This is a genomic window from Gemmatimonadota bacterium (assembly GCA_009838645.1).
GTDB lineage: Bacteria > JAAXHH01 > JAAXHH01 > JAAXHH01 > JAAXHH01 > JAAXHH01.
Map to the genome: position 1 here is coordinate 33015 of VXRC01000048.1, position 17366 is coordinate 50380.

Genomic DNA, 17366 nt, shown 5'->3' on the forward strand with positions numbered 1-17366 from the left:
CGCGTGACACCCTACGCCGGGTTTCGGTCCGCAATGCGCGCCCTGATTCCGCCTGGGTCCGCCGTATCGGGTGATCCGGCGTGCCGGTAGGAAACCCCGATAATAAAGATCGGCCGCTTTTCATGTCAAGGTTTATTGTTGATCCTGAGCGGATCGAAATCGGGTTAAATAGTTGATAAATAAGTGTTTTAATTGACACGCCGACGGCCGGCCGGTAGTATGCATGGGATCCGGGGAAACGCCCGGCTTCAACGTATTGCCGCCTTCCGGGCGGACCAGGCCTTCCCCACAGCCTTCCGATCGGCAAACGCCCATGTCGTACGCACTTGTCCTGTTCATGAAAGCTCCGAGACCGGGGACCGTGAAAACCCGGTTGACGCCGCGGGTAACGATGAACGAGGCCGCGGAACTCTACCGCGCCTTCATCCTGGACACGCTGCACCTGGCCCAGCGGACCGACGCCGCTTCCCTCTTCGTGGCCTGGACGCCCGACGACGGACGGGCGGAACTCGGATCCGCCCTGGGAGATCCCGACGTGAACTGGCTTCGTCAGCGTGGCAGCCATCTGGGGGAACGGTTGTCGAACGCCTTCGCATCCTTCCGGCAAGACGGATGGAAAAAGACCGTCGTGCTGGGTGGTGACAGTCCCCTCCTCCCCCGGGATTACGTCGAAGAGGCTTCCGAGGCACTGGACCGGCACGACGTCGTGCTCGGTCCCGCCGACGATGGAGGTTATTACCTGATCGGACTGGGCGGATCGGGCATACCAGGCGGGCCAGGCGGACCAGGCGGACCAGGCGGACCAGGCAGTCCTGACGGTCCGGGACGCCGGAAAAACGTCTCGGACCGGTACGACCGACTGTTCGAATCCATACACTGGGGCACCGGCCGCGTGCTGGGTCAGACCCGGGCGGCCATCCGGGCAAGCGGTTTTTCATGCCACGAACTCCCGGCCTGGCACGACGTGGACCGTCCCGCTGACCTGGACCGGCTCGCTCGGGAAATACGGATGCTGCGCGCCGGCGGCGACCACCTGACCGGCCGATGCACGGAAACCGCGCTCGCCGCGGTGAGCAGGGAAGGGAAGGACCGATGAGCCCCGGCCGGGAAACACAGCAACGTCTTTTTGCCCGTCTGCCTTCCGTGCGCCTGGTGCAAGGCGAATCCCGCATCGAGGCGCTGCGCGGCCGGTACGAGACGGGACAGATCGACGCCGCGATCCGGAAGGCGCTGCGCGACGCGCGGGACCGGATCCGGCATCGTCCCCCGGCGAAAGAAGGGGACGGATTCGTGGAAGGGGACGGATTCGCGCCGGAGCGCTTCGCCGAACGGGCCGCCGCGTGCCTGGAGAGTGAAGCCCATTCGGCGGATGGGGTACTGATCAACGCCTCCGGCATCCTCTTCCTTCCGCTTGCGCGGGACCCCTACGCCGGAACGGCCGCCGGGAGCGCCTCGAGGCTGGCCCTCACCCTCGCGGCTTACGAAGAGGACGGCCGTACCGCCGGACTCGTGCGCGATTTGACCGGCGCCGAAGACGTACTGGTCTGCCGGTCCGTCGCCGACGCCTTCCTCCTGGCCGTCCGGGCGCTCGCGGGACGGGCGGAAGTGGTCATCGGCCGCAGCCAGGCGGGATTGATCGACGCGCCTTACGAGGATCGGCCCGTGAACCCGGTGTCGCTCTGCGCGCTCGCCGGCGCCACGATGGTCGAGACCGGCGCGACCAACAAGACCCGACTGTCCGACTACCGGCGCGCGGTGGGAGACCGGACCGCACTGATCGTCACGGCCCGTCCGTCCACCTGCGCCCTTCGAGGTTTCACCGAGGAATCGGCTCCGGAGGAGATCGTCCGGGCCGGAGCGGACTCCGGTGCGACGGTGCTGCATCTGGCCGGCGATACGACGTTGCGCCCGGTCCCTTCCGCCCCGTTCGCGGCCAGGAGCTCGGTCGCCGATGCCGTGCGGTCCGGCATGCCGCTGACTATCGCGGCCGGCGGCGGCCTGATCGGAGGCCCGCCCTGCGGACTGCTGATCGGGACGCGACGGGTCATCGCGCGATTGAAAGCGCACGGCACCTGGCCGTCGGCGCAGGCCTCCCGCCACGTAAGGGCGGGATTCGACGCGCGGCTGGCGGAACTGGCCGAAGGCTCCTGCGACCTCGCATGCCATCCGGCGGCCCACATGCTCGCCTCGTCCGGGGAGGAGGTAGGCGCCCGCGCCCGCCAACTGTTCGATCGCCTTTCGGAAGACGGCCGGATCCGCGGGGTGTGTGCCGTGATCGAAAGCCGGGCGTATCTCACGGCGTATCGCCTCCCCGCCGACGGCTTGCCCGGTTACGCCGTCTGCATACGCCGACCGGGCGGCAATCCCGGCGGCCTGGCGGCCCGGTGGCTGAAGGGCACCCCGCCGCTGCTGGCCGAATGCGGCCGGGACCGGGTCCGGATCGACATGCGGGGCGTGGCGCGGCACCGCATCGCCGACGTGGCGCGAATCGTGCGGTCCGGCCTGTAACTTTCCGGTTTATAACTTATGGATATAATAATACTTGTAAGGGAACGGCGGTCCGGATATATTCGAACCGTACCACCGCAATCCGCAATCTTTCAACCGGAACAACGTGATTTTGCAAACAGAGCAAGTCGTATCCGACGTAATCCATGTCGGCAAGCGGATGTATGACCGGGGATACGTAGCCTCGAACGACGGAAACCTGAGCGTTCGACTGTCCGAAGACCGATTGCTGATCACGATGACCGGGGTGAGCAAGGGTTTCCTGGACCCGGACAAATTCGTGATCGTCGACTACGACGGCGCGGTGATCTCGGGGATGCACGAGCCGTCGTCAGAGATGAAGATGCACCTGATGGTGTACCGGGAGCGTCCGGACGTGCACGCCGTGGCCCACGCCCATCCCCCGGCCGCGACAGGATTCTCGGTGGCCGGCGTGCATCTTCCCGACGCCCTGCTGCCCGAGGTGATCGTCTCCCTGGGTTTCGTACCCATCGCGCCCTACGGGACACCGGGGACCATGGAACTGGTCGAATCGCTCCGGGGATTCGTGCGGAACCACGACGCGGTTCTGCTGGAAAACCACGGCGCACTGACCCTGGGTCCGGACATCGTTTCGGCCTATCACAAGATGGAAACCATGGAGCACTGCGCGCAGATCGCCCTCGTGGCGCGCATGCTCGGCCAGGTCAACTCCATCGACCAGGAGAACGTGGACAAGCTGCACCGCCTGTACGGCCGGCCCTGTTCATCCGGCGGAAACGAAGGATACCGGACCGAGGAACGTACATGACGACAACGCGCAGAGAACTGGTCAATGAAATCAGCGAGACGCTGGGACTGAAAAAGACGCAGATCTATCCCGTGATCGACGCGCTCTTCGAAATCATGCGGGAGAACCTGGTCGAGGGCAACCGGATCGAGATCAGGGGATTCGGCGCGCTGGAGATCAGGAATACCCGCCCCAAGCCGGCGGCCCGCAATCCCCGGACCGGCTACACCATCGAGGTTCCGGCCCGCCGGAAAGCCAAGTTCAAACCCGGCAAGATCCTGAAAGAAGCCTTGCGCGCCCAGCGGAAGCGTCGGGAATAACCGGCCGACGCGCGGGAATCGACGCACCCACGCCAATCAGCGAGACATGCCTCCCTATTACCCGGTCGGCAAGCTGCCCGCGGAAGACCTGGACCGCATCCTGCGCCGCTATGCTTCCAGCTCCGACCCGAGACTGCTCGTGGGCCCGGGCATCGGCCGGGACGCGGCGGTCATCTCATTCGGTTCCAGCGTACTCGTCTCGAAAACCGACCCCATCACCTTCGCCACCGAGGAAATCGGCTGGTACGCCGTCAACATCAACGCCAACGACGTCGCCGCCATGGGCGCGGCGCCCCGGTGGTTTCTCTCGACCATACTGCTTCCGGAAGATAAAACCGACGCCGGCCTGGTGGACCGCATTTTCTCCGGCCTGGGCGACGCCTGCCGCGAACTTGGCATCACCCTCTGCGGCGGACACACCGAAATCACCCACGGCCTGGACCGGCCGCTGCTCATCGGGCAGATGCTGGGGGAAACGACGGCCGACGGCTATGTCTCGGGCGACGGTGCCCGGGTGGGCGACCGGATCCTGCTGACCAAGGGGATCGCCATCGAGGCGACGGCGCTGATCGCCATGGAAAAAAGCGACGAGGTCCGGACGCGATTTTCCGACGGGTTTCTCGAGACCTGCAGGCGGTACCTCAGGCAGCCCGGCCTCAGCGTGGTCAGGGAAGCCCGCCTCGCCATGGAGACCGGCGGGGTCCACGCCATGCACGATCCCACGGAGGGCGGACTCGCGTCGGGACTGCGGGAGATCGCGGTCGCTTCCGGGGTAGGCCTGCTCATCGAGGAAGACCGGCTTCCGTTGCTGCCCGAATCGGAGGCCCTCTGCGCGTTCTATGGCCTGGATCCCCTGGGCGTCATCGCGTCCGGCGCCCTGCTCATCGTGGTGGAGGCGGACCGTGCGGAGCCCCTGGCGGCCCGCCTTGGCGAAGCCGGCATCCCGGTCGCCGAGATCGGGTCCATACAGCCTCCCGGGTTCGGAATCCGGATCAGGAGCAAGGGTGAAATCACCGATCTCCCGGCCTTCGACCGGGATGAAATCGGCAAGGTGTTCGAAGCGACGTAACGCCGTCCGGGACCGCTAAAAACACTTGCATGCGGACCCCCGGAAGCTTAGATTTGGACAGCGAAAACCGAAAAGTACGGTATACGGCCAAGGGTCGTTCTTCGGCCCGGTTCCAATCACATCTTCGCATTCCTTCAGGAGCGCATCATGGAAAAAGTGATGGAAATCATCGTTTTCCTCATGAAGCACATGCAGGATGAAAAAGGCCGATTCAACGATATCGCCGACGTCTCCCAGACCCTGGTCGGCCACGGCTATACCCAGCAGGAGGTCAACACGGCCTTCGCCTGGCTGTTCGACCGCCTCCAGGCGCAGGCGGAAGTCGTGGTCGATCCGACCAAGCCGCTCCAGCCTAAACCCAACCGGATTCTGCACGCCGTGGAACAACTGATGATCCAGCCGGACGCGTACGGCTACCTGCTGGAGCTTCGCGAACTGGACCTGATCACCGATACCCAGACCGAACTGATCATCGAACGGGCCATGCTGACGGGCGCCCGTTTCGTCACCCGGGATGATATCAAAACCATCGCCGCACCGATCCTGCTCGAGTCGGAATCCGGCCAGGTCATGATCTGGCTGCCCGACGACCTCGAAGAGGGCATCATCGGGAACTGAAGTCCGACTCTCCTTCATCTCCAGCGCGACTACTTTCACGCAACTACTTTCAAACATGTCCAAATCACTCGTTATCGTGGAGTCCCCGGCCAAGGCCCGTACGATCAAGAAATACCTGGGCAAGGATTTCGAGATCATGGCGTCCGTGGGCCATGTCCGGGACCTGCCGCCCAAGAGCCTGGGCGTCGACGTCCAGAACGGTTTCCAACCCGAATACGTAACGATCCCGGGGAAGGAAAAGGTCGTGAAAGACCTCCGCAGCGCGGCACGGACGGCCGATCAGATCTTCCTCGCGACCGACCCCGACCGGGAGGGCGAGGCCATCGCATGGCACGTGGCCAGCCAGTTGGGCAACAGCAAGAAGGAAGTGGGGCGGGTGCTCTTCCACGAGATAACCCCGGGGGCGGTGCGGACGGCGATTGACAGGCCCGTGTCGATCGACATGCAGAAAGTCAACGCCCAGCAGGCGCGCCGCGTCATGGACCGTCTCGTCGGGTACCAGGTCAGTCCCTTCCTCTGGAAGACGATCACCGGCGGACTGAGCGCGGGCCGGGTACAGTCGGTGGCGCTGCGGCTGATCTGTGAACGGGAAGTGGAAATCGAGAAGTTCAAGGTCGAGGAATACTGGTCCATTACGGCCCACCTCCGGTCGGAGGGGGACGTCGTGTTCCCGGTCAAGCTGATCCGCGTGGACGGAGAGAAGTTCAACCTGCCCGACGAGAAGTCGGCCCGGGCACTGATCGAGGACCTGCGTGGGAAGACCTTCGAAATCGAGGGCATCACGCGGAAGCGCACGCAGCGCAATCCCTATCCGCCCTTCATCACCAGCACCCTGCAGCAGGACGCGGCCAGGCGCCTCCGGTTCACCACCCAGAAGACCATGATGATCGCCCAGCAGCTGTACGAAGGCATCGAGCTGGGCGACGAGGGGGCCATCGGGCTGATCACCTACATGAGGACGGATTCGACCCGGATCGTGGACGAGGCGATCGCGGCCGTCCGGGAACTGATCGGCCAGGTCTATGGCGACGAATACGTCCCCCCCAAGCCGCGGAGGTTCAAGACCAAGCCGGGCGTCCAGGACGCCCACGAGGCGATCCGGCCCACGGCGGTGGACCGCAGCCCGGAGAAGATGAAGCCCTTCCTGACGAAGGACCAGTACAGGCTGTATGAACTGGTCTGGCTGCGCTTCGTGGCGTCCCAGATGCGTCCGGCCCGGTTCGACGTGACCACCGTGGACATCCGGTCCGGGAAGTACCAGTTCCGCGCCACTGGTACCGTGCCGACCTTCGCGGGGTTCCTGAAGGCTTATGAAGAGCCGGTCGACGAGGACGCGGAAGGCAAGGACGACGAGAAATCCCTGCCCGAGCTGCGGAAGGACGAGAAACTCGCCCTGGAGAAGCTCGAACCCAGGCAGCACTTCACCCAGCCCCCGCCCAGGTACACCGAAGCGAGTCTCGTCAAGGAACTCGAAGTCCGGCAAATCGGCCGGCCGAGCACCTATGCCCAGATCATCAGCACGCTGCGCATGCGAAAGTACGCGGCCATGAAAGCGGGCCGGTTCACGCCGACGGACCTCGGCATGGCCGTAAACCGGATCCTGGTCATGGCCTTCCCGGACCTGTTCGACGTGGCGTTCACCGCGAAGATGGAGGACGCGCTGGACCGCATCGAAACCGGGGAACTGGACTGGACCGGCACCCTGGTGGACTTCTACCAGCCCTTCAACGAGCGGCTGCAGTCCGTAAACGCCCAGCGGTCGGAGCTGAAGAGCACGCTGACTGAGGAGACGGACGAGAAATGCGAGAAATGCGGCAAGCCCATGGTCATCCGATGGGGCCGCAACGGCCGGTTCATGGCGTGCGGAGGGTTTCCGGCATGCCGGAACACCCGGCCGATGAACGGCGAAGAGAACGCCGACCTGAACACCGATGAAGTATGCGGGAAGTGCGGCGAGAAAATGGTCGTGAAGACCGGCCGGTACGGCCCGTTCCTGGCGTGCAGCGGATATCCCCGCTGCCGTGAGACGCGGCCGGTCAACCTCGGGGTCGACTGCCCGGAAGGAGGCTGCGGCGGGTTCCTCACGGCGCGCCGGTCGCAGAAGGGCCGGAACTTCTACGGATGCAGCAACTACCCCAAATGCCGTTTCGTGGTGTGGGACAAGCCGGTCGACCGCCGCTGTCCCCGGTGCGATTATCCCCTCATGGTCGAGAAACAAGAACGGTCCGGCCGTGAAGCGCTCCAGTGCCCGTCATGCAAGCATCGCGTCCGGGCCGCCGAGTCGCAGCCCGACGGTACCGGGCAGGAGGACCAGACAGACCAGGTTGGCCGGGCGGACCAGGCGGGACAGGCCGGTCCGACCCTTCAGGAGGCTTGACCGATCATGGAGAAACTGGTCAGTGAATTTCTCGATCATCTCGAGATCGAGCGCAATTACTCCCGGCATACCCGGTCGGCCTATGCCGGCGATCTGGGCCAATTCCAGTCTTTCCTCTCCGAAGACGGCGGCGGCGATCCGCCGGACCCGGAATCCATCGACAAGTCCGTGGTGCGGGGGTTCCTGCACCACCTGCACCGGGAAGGCTTCAGCAGGCGGACCATCGCGCGACGTTTCGCGGCCGTGCGGTCCTTCTTCCACTACCTCTGCCGGGAAGGGGTCGTTTCCTCCAACCCGTGCGTCTACCTGACCACACCGAAATGGGACCGCCACCTGCCCCGGTTCCTGGACAAGAGCCAGGTGGAAGCCCTGCTCGGTCAGCCCGACCGCGGCCGGCTGCTCGGGCTGCGGGACGTGGTCATCCTGGAGCTGCTTTACGGAGCGGGCATGCGGTTGTCGGAGCTCGTCGGGCTCGACGTCGGCGCGATCGAAATGACGGAGGAACGGATCCGCGTGATCGGGAAGGGGGACAGGGAACGCATCGTGCCGCTGGGCGGGCCGGCGCTGTCCGCGCTGGCGGCCTATATGGACGTCCGCCCCCTGCTGATCAAAACAGGGCGGGAAGATACGGCGGCGCTCCTGCTGAATCAACACGGCCGCAGGCTGACGGGACGCGGGGTCCAGTACATCCTGGGTAGATACGGTCTCCGGATCAGCCAGCAGGGACTGACGCCCCACATGCTCCGCCATACGACCGCCACGCACCTGCTCGACGCCGGAGCGGACTTGATGGCAGTCAAGGAACTACTCGGCCACGAACAGCTTTCGACCACGCAGGTCTATACCCACGTCGCCCTCGACCGCCTCAAGAAAACGTACGAAGATGCGCATCCCCGCGCCTGATCTATGAACGGGACGCCGGACCACTCCGCGCTGAAGATTCCGGTCAGCCTGGCCAGCCTGGTCAGCCTAGTCGGCCTGATCGGCCTGGCCTGCCTGGTCGTCCTGACTCGTATGATCGGCCTGACCCGCCTGATCGGCCTGGCCTGCCTGGTCGCCATGGCCTGCCTGGTCGGCCTGGTCGCCGTGGCCTGCGCCCGCGAAGGCATGCCGCCCGGCGGCCCGCGCGACCGTATCCCACCCTGGGTGGTAGAAACCGATCCCCCGGCGGGTTCGACCCACGTGCCTCTGGACGTCTCCCCGAAACTGACCTTCAGCGAACGCATCCAGCCCCGTTCCATCGAAGGCAACCTGTTCATCGCTCCGATCGTCGAATTCGAAGCCGAAGCGAGCTGGCGGGGCAACGAGATCACGGTCCGGTTCGAGGAGCCCCTGCTGGTCGACAGAACCTATATCATTACGGTGGGCACCGGCTTCAGGGACATGCGGAGTAACCGCATGGATTCGACTTTCGTATACGCGCTGTCGACCGGCCCCAGCATCGAAGAGGGGGAGGTCAACGGACTGACGGTCCACGACGGCCGGCCCGCAAGGAACACCTATGTCTGGGCATACGACCTTGCCGGGAAGCCCGACCCGGATCCGGCCGGCACGACCCCGGACTACCTGACCCAGGCCGGCCGGGACGGTACCTTTACCTTCACCCATCTCTCGGCCGGCCGTTACCGTCTCTTCGCCTTCCTGGACCAGGGCAGAGACCGTCTCTACGACGCGGACGTGGACCCCATCGGCGTGCCTACCCGGGACGTCGTGCTGTCGGATGAGGGCATGACGGACGAGGCCATGTCGGATGAGGGCATGTCGGATGAGGGCATGACGGACGGTCCCATGTGGTTTCGGATGGCCGTGAACGATACCGCCGCCATGCACGTGATGTCCGCCCGGGTGTCCCACCGACGTGCACTGAGTGTCTTCCTGAGCGAAGCGCCGCACGCGGACATGGTCCGGGACACGGGCGCCTATGCCATCGCCGGCGTGGAGGCGGGCGAAAGTCTCGAGGTCACGTCGGCGTACCAGGATCCGGCGGATCCGGCGACCATCGTGCTCATCACGGCGCCCCAGGTCCGCGACCGGGTCTATCGCCTGATCGTTACCGGCCTGGAAAATACCTGGTCGGAACCGATCGACACGACGGAGAACACCGCCGAGTTCACGGGTTCGTCCATAGAGAACCCGCCGGCTCCGAGGCTGCTGGAAGTTCAACCCGGCAACCGTTCGCGGGACGTAGCGCAGTCCGTCGAGCTCCGGTTCTCGTTCAGCGAACCCGTTTCCCTGGAGGAGGGGGCCGTGGTCCTTCGGGATTCCACGGACCAGGAGGTCGGCGGGGATCTCCGGTGGATCGACGCCACGGTCGCCGCGATGCGGCCCGATAGCCTGCTGCAGCCGAGTGCCGACTACGAGATTCTCGTACTGGCCGGCCTGGTCAAGAACGGGTTCGACCAGCCGCTGCAGGCCACGGGCGACCGTTCGGATACGCTCGCGTACGCCTTCTCGACCATCGATCCCGAGGAATACGGTTCGCTGTCGGGACGGTTCGAGGACGAATACACCGCGGGGGCGGGAGCCGTGGGGATCTCCCTTTACCAGTTGCGGGACTCGGAGCCCGCATCGGAGATCGAACTGGACGGTCCCGGGGATTTTCGGTTTGACAACGTACTGCCGGGCCGGTATATCCTTCAAGCCTATCGCGACGCAAATGGAAACGGTAAATTCGATTACGGCAACGCCTTGCCATTCGTTCCCGCCGAACGGTCCATGGTCCATCCGGACACCCTGGAAGTACGGGTGGGATGGGAGACGGAAGACATAACACTCAGGCTGAACCGTTAGCGGACCGGCGCGTCAGGGGAGTAACTCATGAGTAACGGCAAAAGTGCTCTGGATCTGCAGGAAACGGTGGATGCGTTGAAGACGCAGGGCATCGTGACCGTCGAAGGCGTATTCTCCGCGGAAGAGATGAATACGTTCCGCGGACTGCTGGACCAGACCATCGCGGAGGCGAGCCGCGTAGAGGAATACAAGGGTCGACCGACCGACAAGCTCCTCGGGAAATCGAAGGACACGGTCTGGCTGCTGTGGGAACTCTACGCCGTTTGCGAAGGCGGACTCCGGTTCTCCCGGCATCCCGCCATCGTCAGCGTGCTGGAACGCGCCCTGGGCGAGCCGGTCAAACACGCCAGCATCGGTACCATGTTCGACAAGGTGGCCGGCGGCGACGCGGAGATCGGATGGCACCAGGACACCTTCTTCATCGTGGATCCGCCCCGGGACCTCGATCTTTCCGGCCACTGGAACCAGTTCGGCCACATACACATCAGGCCGGCCGACATCGAATGGAAGGAAGACCTTTTCCGGAAGACCATCATCGTCCGCATCAACGTGGACATTCAGACCATCGAGAACGGCGCCATGAAGGTCCTCCCCGGCTCCTATCTCGAAGGACCTCTTGAACTGAAAGGCGGTCCTGAGGCCTATGTCACAAGCCACGAGCACGAGGCTATCAACTGCACGGCGGGCGAGGGAAGCGTCACCTTCTACTATCCCACCATGCTCCACAGTTCGGAGGTCAGCACGGCGCCGCCCGGCGTGCACCGGCGGGCGGCCGCGCACCGGGTTCGCGCGGAAAGCCTGCAGATCCCGGGCTGGGACTGGCCCTCGGACTGGCCCGAAGGCGCAGAACGGATCCGGCCGGAAACGGGATTCGATCTGGACCCGTTCGCCTGATTCCGCCGGTACGCCGAACTCCCACTTCGCGCCGAATCCTCCAGCACCGAGCCCTGCCGGGGCGCCGATCTCAAACACCAAGCCCTGCCGGAGCACCGAACCCTAACGCCGGCCGGATTCCAGCCCAAGTTCACCGATGTACAGGGTGGAGAATGCCGGCGCGAAACCGCTCCACCGCCGGTCGCCGAACCGGTTTTCCTCGATACCCAGGACCCACGGCTTGCTAAGGGTCGCGTTGACCATGTTGTGCAGGAACACGCCCGCGGCCTGCTCGGCCAGGATCACCTCGGCGTCCTGGTACATGGCGACGCGCTTCTCCTCGTCGAATTCCCGTGCGGCGGCATCTACCAGGCGGTCGAACCCGTCGTGTTTCCAGTCCTGACGGCCCGATCCCGCGGGCTGGGAGCGCCAGGGAACGGCGATCATGTCGCTGGGGTCCGGGTAGTCCATGTTGAACCAGAGGAAACCCCACGGGATCTCGTGGTCGCGCATGAAGGCGTTGAAGGCGTTGGTGGACTGCTGCCGCAGGTTCACCTCGATGTCCAGGTGGTCCTCGAACATCTGCTGCATGGCGACGACCACGTTCCATTCATCGGGCGTCGGCGGCTGGCCCCGCACCCAGAGTTCGAGCGGGGGAAGCCCCTTGCCGCCGGGGTAGCCGGCCTGCGCCAGTCGCTGCCGGGCCAGTTCCGGATCGAAGGTCTGGTACGTACGGATCCGGTCCGCCTGGTACCCCGGGAAGCCCTTCGGCAGCATGCCGTAGGCCGGCGTGGCGGCGCCGCCGAGAACGACGTTGCAGATGGATTCACGGTCGATGGCGTGGGCCAGGGCCTGGCGCAGCCGGATGTTGTCGAAGGGCGGCTCGCGGGTCCTGAAGATCGTATAGTACGTACCGAAGTTCGGATAGGTAATCAACTCGCGGCTCAGGACGGGATCCATGCGCGCGTGATGGTAGTCGGGACCCATGACGCCGATCCGGTCGAACTCGCCGTTTTCATAGGCCGGCAGTCCCCGCCAGCCCGGAAGGATGAAGGTGAACTCGATGCGTTCGAGGTATCCCTTCCACGGTCCGTTGTAATGGGGATTCAGCGCGTAGGTCATGCTGACGTTCTTGTCCCAGGACGCGAGGCGCCAGGTGGAATTGGACACGCAGTACTCCGGCTCGGACCACCTTAACCCGTATTTCTCCACCTGCCACCGGGGTGCCGGTACGGAAGTAAAAAAGGTGAGGATGTAGGGGAAGTGTGAGCACGGTTCTTCGGTCTCGATCACCAGCGTGCGGTCGTCCACGGCCCGGACGCCGACGGTCGACGGATCGCTCGTCAGTCCCGTGTTGAACGCCCGGGCGCCCTTGATCGGGTAGTAGAAGTAGGCGAAGATGTTGGCGTGCGCGGGATCGAGCAGCCGGCGGAAGGACCATTCGAAATCGTGGGCGGTCACCGGCCGGCCGTCGCTCCACTTCGCGCCCGCGCGGATCCTGAAAGTCCAGGTCACGTGGTCGTCCGCCACGGACCAGGACTCGGCGGCCGCGCCCCTGATCTCCATGTCTTCGTCGAAGACCAGCAGGGATTCGAAGAGGAAGGCGTTGAACTGGGCGTCGAAGAGGGAGATGCCCACGTCCAGGGTGGACGGTTCCAGCATGCTCAGCCGGATGTACTGCTCGCTGAGCGGGGCGGCGTCCGCCGGCAGTTCCCGCCCCACCGAATTGACGCGCGAGGTCTGCGTCCCGTCGCCGGACTCGTCGCCCGGTGACCCGCAGGCCGTCGCGACAAGCGCGGCGGCGCAGATCAAGGCGTAGTTCCGTCCTCCCATCGTGCCCTCCCGGTCGCCGCGGGCCATTGCGTCATGACGCGCTCGTCGCTACGCCTCGAAGCGTACGCCGCTTTGCAGCGGAACGCCCACCTGCCACGCGGTCCGGTGCTGCCGGTCGCCGCGGGCTGATTGGTCATTCTTCGGCGAAGGCGGCATCGAAGGCCACGTCGGAAGGAGGAAAATCGACGCCCTTCGTAAAGGCACAGGCTTCCTCGGCGCCGTGTTCGCGGTCCATGCCGCTGTCCTCCCACTCGATGGAGAGGGGACCCTGGTACCCGATCTCGTTCAGCGCGCGGATGATCTCCTCGAAATCGATGCTGCCGCGGCCGAGGGACCGGAAATCCCAGTACCGGTCGGAATGGCCGAAGTTCACGTGTCCGCCGAAGACGCCGGCACGGGTCGGGCGTTCCGACCACCAGACGTCCTTCATGTGCACGTGGTAGATGCGGTCCCTGAAGGTCCGGATGAACTCGACGTAGTCCACCCCCTGGTAGCCGAAGTGGCTGGGGTCGTAGTTGAATCCGAAGGCCTCGCGATGGTCCAGGGCGTCCAGCGCCCGCTGTGCCGAGGAGATGTCGAAGGCGATCTCCGTGGGATGCACCTCCAGGCCGAACTTCACGCCCACCTCGTCGAACACGTCCAGGATCGGATTCCAGCGCGCCGCGAAGTCTTCGTATCCCGCATCGATGGAAGAAGGGTCCACGGGCGGGAAGGAGTAGAGCAGGTGCCAGATCGACGAGCCGGTGAACCCGTTGGCCACGTCGAGGCCCATGTTCGCGGCGGCCCGGGCGGTCTGCTTCATCTCCTCGGCCGCGCGCCGGCGTACGCCTTCCGGGTCCCCGTCCCCCCAGACATGGGGGGGCAGGATCGCCTCGTGGCGGGCATCGATCAGGTCGCAGACCGCCTGACCGGCGAGATGGTTGCTGATGGAAAACACCTGCAGACCGTGCTTGTCCAGCAGCGCCCGGCGGTCCTCGCAATACGCCTTGCTCTCGGCGCCCTGATTCACATCGAAGTGGTCACCCCAGCAGGCCAGTTCGAGACCGTCGAATCCCCAGCTCGCCGCCTTCCCGGCGAGCGTGTCGAGGGTGAGGTCCGCCCACTGGCCGGTAAAAAGCGTTACGGGACGAGACATGATTGACTGCTCCTTTCGGTTTCATAGTCGGCCTACTGGTCGGAGGCCTACAGGTCGGCGATCCGGACCCAGCTGCCGTTCTCGGCCGACAGCGAAACGGCTTCCAGCACGGCCTGGTCCCGGACGCCTTCGTCGAAATCCGGATGGAGATTGTCGTCGGCGCCGGCGATGGCCTGCATGAGATCGTACACCTCGTGGATGAAGGTGTGTTCCCATCCGATGATGTGTCCGGGCGGCCACCACCGGTCCATGTAGGGGTGGGCGCCTTCGGTCACGATGATCTCGCGGAATCCCTGCACGTGGTCCTCGTCTTCCCGGTTGTAATACTGGAGTTCGTTCATCTTCTCAAGGTTGAAGGCGATGGAACCCTTGCTGCCGTTGATCTCGAATCGGTTTCCGTTCCGCCGTCCTCCGGCGAAGCGCGTGGCCTCGAAGGAGCCCACGGCGCCGTTCTCGAATCGGGCCAGCGCCAGGGTCGTGTCGTCCACGGTCACCGGTCCCGTCCGCGTGGAACCGCCGGCGCTCGCGCCGAGGGCCGAATCGATCTCGTCCACGATGGGACGCTCCTTGATGAAAGTCTCCTGCATGCCGGTCACTTCGGTGATCTCGCCGATGAGATACCGGGCCAGGTCGATGATGTGGGCGTTCAGGTCGCCGTGGGGACCCGAGCCGGCCTTCTCCTTCTGCAGCCGCCACACCAGAGGGAAATCGGGGTCCATGATCCAGTCCTGCAGGTAGACGGCGCGCCAATGGTACACCTGGCCGATGCGGCCTTCCTCTATGAGCCGCTTCGCCAGCGCGACGGCGGGCACCCGGCGGTAGTTGTAGGCCACCATGCTCTTCACGCCCGCCCGGTTCACGGCTTCGGCCATGGCGCGGGCCTCCTCGAGGCTGTTGGCCAGCGGTTTTTCGCAGAAGACGTGCTTGCCCGCTTCGGCGGCGGCGATGGCGATCTCCGCGTGGCTGTCGCCCGGTGTCGAAACGTCGACGAGATCAATGTCGTCGCGGGCGATCAGCGTCTTCCAGTCGGTCTCGTATCCTTCCCAGCCGAACTCGGCGGCGGCGCCTTTCACGTTCTCCTCGTTCCGCCCGCAAATGGCCTTCATGACCGGCACGCCGGCCGCGTCCGGGAAGAAGAAAGACATGTCCTTGAAGGCGTGGCTGTGCGCCTTGCCCATGAACGAATAACCTACCAGGCCCACGTTGATGTTGCTTGCCATGCAATGCTCCTTTCTCGTCTCTAGCGCCGCCGGGGCGGTCACGTCCTCCGCCGGGGCGGTCACGTCCTCCGCCGGGGCGGTCCGGTTCAGGAAGCCAGCTTTTCTTCTACGTAATCTTTCAGCTCACCGATGGCCACCCGGTCCTGCGCCATGGTATCCCGGTCTCGGACCGTAACCGCCTGGTCGTCGAGGGTCTGGAAGTCGACCGTGACACAGAGCGGCGTGCCGATTTCGTCCTGGCGCCGGTAGAGCTTACCGATGGCGCCCGTGTCGTCGTACACCGTCCGAATCCTGCCCCCGGACTGCAGCGACCTTCGGATGTCCCGGGCTGTTTCGGCGAGCCGGTCGTCGGTCCGCTTCAGCGGGAAGACCGCCACCTTGACCGGGGCCAGGTGGGGCCTGAGCCGCAATACCGTCCGGTAGTGGTCGCCGATGACCTTCTGCGACAGGTTCCGCAGCGTCTTGCCCTCCTTGATCCGGTCCGCGCCCGTCATGGCCAGGAGCGCGTCGATGCGCGGCATGCTTTCGGGCAGCTCGCCGGCGATCGCCTCCCCGAAGGCCAGCAGGGATTCCCGCGTTTCGTCCGGCATTTTGCTGTTCTTCGCGACCGAAGCGTTGAAGGTGTCAAGCCCTCCCTTGGCGCCGGCAAGCTTGTCTTCGGGCGGCGCTTTCACCATGGATTCGTCGTAGGCTTCGCTGAGCACGGCCAGCAGGCAGCGGCCGACCCCCGCCGACGGTTCGACCACGAAGGGGATCAAGTGGCGGTTCGCATGCGGATCGAAATAGGAAAGCCTCGTCGTGCTGGACGGATTTTCCGCGACCTGCGCCGTGAGATCGTACTGTTCCTGGTACCGCGTGTGGCAGCCCAGGTCGAAGTCCGTCCGGCTCGCAATGCCCTCCAGCTCCTCGAAGCCGAGGGATGGATACCGGTACATAAGGTCATATGTTTTCTTCGAGTAATGGGCGAGATCCTCCCGCGGCACGTCGAGGATCCGGATGTTGTTCCGGCTGACGCCGATGTGTTCCCACCACGCGAGCCGGTCCTCCAGCCAGCGATCCTGCCATTCGTCCTCGGTACCGGGATGGACGAAGAACTCGATCTCCAGCATGTCGAATTCCCGGACGCGGAACAGGAAGTTGCGGGGATTGATCTCGTTGCGGAACCCCTTGCCAACCTGGGCGATGCCGAAGGGAAGCTTGCGCGCCGTCGTGGTCAGGACGTTGTTGAAATTGACGAAGATGCCCTGGGCCGTCTCAGGGCGCAGGTAGGCAAAAGCCCCTTCTTCCGATACCGGACCCACCTGCGTCTTGAACATCAGGTTGAAGGGCCGCGGCTCGGTCAGGTCCGTGGACCCGCAGGCGGGGCAGGAATCCCCTGCCTGGTCGGCGCGCCACCGTCCCTGGCACTTGCGGCAGTCCACCAGGGGGTCGACGAAGGTCTCCTCGTGACCCGAATACTTCCAGGTCAGCGGATTCATCAGGATGGCGCTGTCGAGCCCCTCCATGTCATCCCGCTCATAGACGTTGCGCCGCCACCAGGAGTCCACGATGTTGTTCTTCAGTTCGACGCCCACCGGGCCGTAATCGTACAGACCCTGCAGGCCGCCGTAGATTTCCGAGCCCGGGTAGATGATTCCGCGGCGCTTGCAGAGCGAGACGAGTTGTTCCAGCGAGACAGCGGCCACCGCGGTCCTTTCCGGTTTGTACAATGCGGAGATGACAGGCGTCGCGGCGCTTCCGGCACGCCGCAAACAACGCGTTCACCATAACGAAAACCTCGTGCGGTGTCAACCCAAAAGGCCTCGCCGCACCTAAAATATAGATTGACAGGAACCGGGCCCCCGCGCATTGATA

General features: G+C 64.7%; 14 protein-coding genes. 10 read left to right on the plus strand and 4 right to left on the minus strand.

Annotated features, from left to right (window positions below):
- The first annotated feature begins 223 nt into the window (after window positions 1–223).
- The 10 genes from F4Y38_13610 (at window position 224) to F4Y38_13655 (ending at window position 11345) form a co-directional block, all read left to right on the plus strand.
- Window positions 224–1096 carry a glycosyltransferase gene (locus tag F4Y38_13610; GenBank protein MXY50320.1) on the plus strand — a complete coding sequence of 291 codons (873 nt, stop codon included), beginning with the start codon at window positions 224–226 and terminating at the stop codon, window positions 1094–1096.
- Window positions 1045–2508, plus strand: a complete 1464-nt coding sequence (locus F4Y38_13615; protein ID MXY50321.1) for a hypothetical protein — start codon at window positions 1045–1047, stop codon at window positions 2506–2508. Before F4Y38_13610 ends, F4Y38_13615 begins: the two co-directional genes overlap by 52 nt.
- 160 nt (window positions 2509–2668) lie before the next feature.
- Entirely contained in the window at window positions 2669–3298 is a 630-nt protein-coding gene (locus F4Y38_13620) for a class II aldolase/adducin family protein (GenBank protein ID MXY50322.1), read from the plus strand.
- Window positions 3295–3597, plus strand: a complete 303-nt coding sequence (locus F4Y38_13625) for an HU family DNA-binding protein (GenBank protein MXY50323.1) — start codon at window positions 3295–3297, stop codon at window positions 3595–3597. The genes F4Y38_13620 and F4Y38_13625 overlap by 4 nt, the downstream gene beginning before the upstream one ends.
- A gap of 46 nt (window positions 3598–3643) precedes the next feature.
- On the plus strand, window positions 3644–4666 hold the full coding sequence (locus F4Y38_13630; protein MXY50324.1) for a hydrogenase expression/formation protein: 1023 nt from the start codon (window positions 3644–3646) through the stop codon (window positions 4664–4666).
- 147 nt (window positions 4667–4813) lie between these two features.
- Window positions 4814–5284 carry a DUF494 domain-containing protein gene (locus F4Y38_13635; GenBank protein ID MXY50325.1) on the plus strand — a complete coding sequence of 157 codons (471 nt, stop codon included), beginning with the start codon at window positions 4814–4816 and terminating at the stop codon, window positions 5282–5284.
- Between the two features lie 55 nt (window positions 5285–5339).
- Window positions 5340–7661, plus strand: a complete 2322-nt coding sequence (gene topA / locus F4Y38_13640; protein ID MXY50326.1) for a type I DNA topoisomerase — start codon at window positions 5340–5342, stop codon at window positions 7659–7661.
- 6 nt (window positions 7662–7667) lie between these two features.
- Window positions 7668–8564, plus strand: a complete 897-nt coding sequence (locus F4Y38_13645) for a tyrosine recombinase XerC (protein MXY50327.1) — start codon at window positions 7668–7670, stop codon at window positions 8562–8564.
- Between the two features lie 3 nt (window positions 8565–8567).
- Window positions 8568–10451, plus strand: a complete 1884-nt coding sequence (locus F4Y38_13650; GenBank protein MXY50328.1) for a hypothetical protein — start codon at window positions 8568–8570, stop codon at window positions 10449–10451.
- Window positions 10452–10478: 27 nt separating this feature from the next.
- On the plus strand, window positions 10479–11345 hold the full coding sequence (locus F4Y38_13655; GenBank protein ID MXY50329.1) for a phytanoyl-CoA dioxygenase family protein: 867 nt from the start codon (window positions 10479–10481) through the stop codon (window positions 11343–11345).
- Window positions 11346–11447: 102 nt separating this feature from the next.
- On the opposite strand, the gene F4Y38_13660 is transcribed toward F4Y38_13655, so the two are convergent.
- The 4 genes from F4Y38_13660 to F4Y38_13675 form a co-directional block, all read right to left on the minus strand.
- A complete protein-coding gene (locus F4Y38_13660; protein MXY50330.1) occupies window positions 11448–13184 on the minus strand; it encodes a peptide ABC transporter substrate-binding protein in 1737 nt (578 codons plus the stop codon).
- 106 nt (window positions 13185–13290) lie between these two features.
- Entirely contained in the window at window positions 13291–14292 is a 1002-nt protein-coding gene (locus F4Y38_13665) for a sugar phosphate isomerase/epimerase (protein MXY50331.1), read from the minus strand.
- Between the two features lie 47 nt (window positions 14293–14339).
- Window positions 14340–15512 (minus strand): Gfo/Idh/MocA family oxidoreductase, encoded by a 1173-nt coding sequence (locus tag F4Y38_13670; GenBank protein MXY50332.1) that lies wholly within the window; start codon window positions 15510–15512, stop codon window positions 14340–14342.
- An 86-nt stretch (window positions 15513–15598) separates the two neighbouring features.
- Window positions 15599–17197: a glycine--tRNA ligase gene (locus F4Y38_13675; protein MXY50333.1), complete on the minus strand. Its 1599-nt coding sequence runs from the start codon at window positions 17195–17197 to the stop codon at window positions 15599–15601.
- Between the last annotated feature and the right edge of the window lie 169 nt (window positions 17198–17366).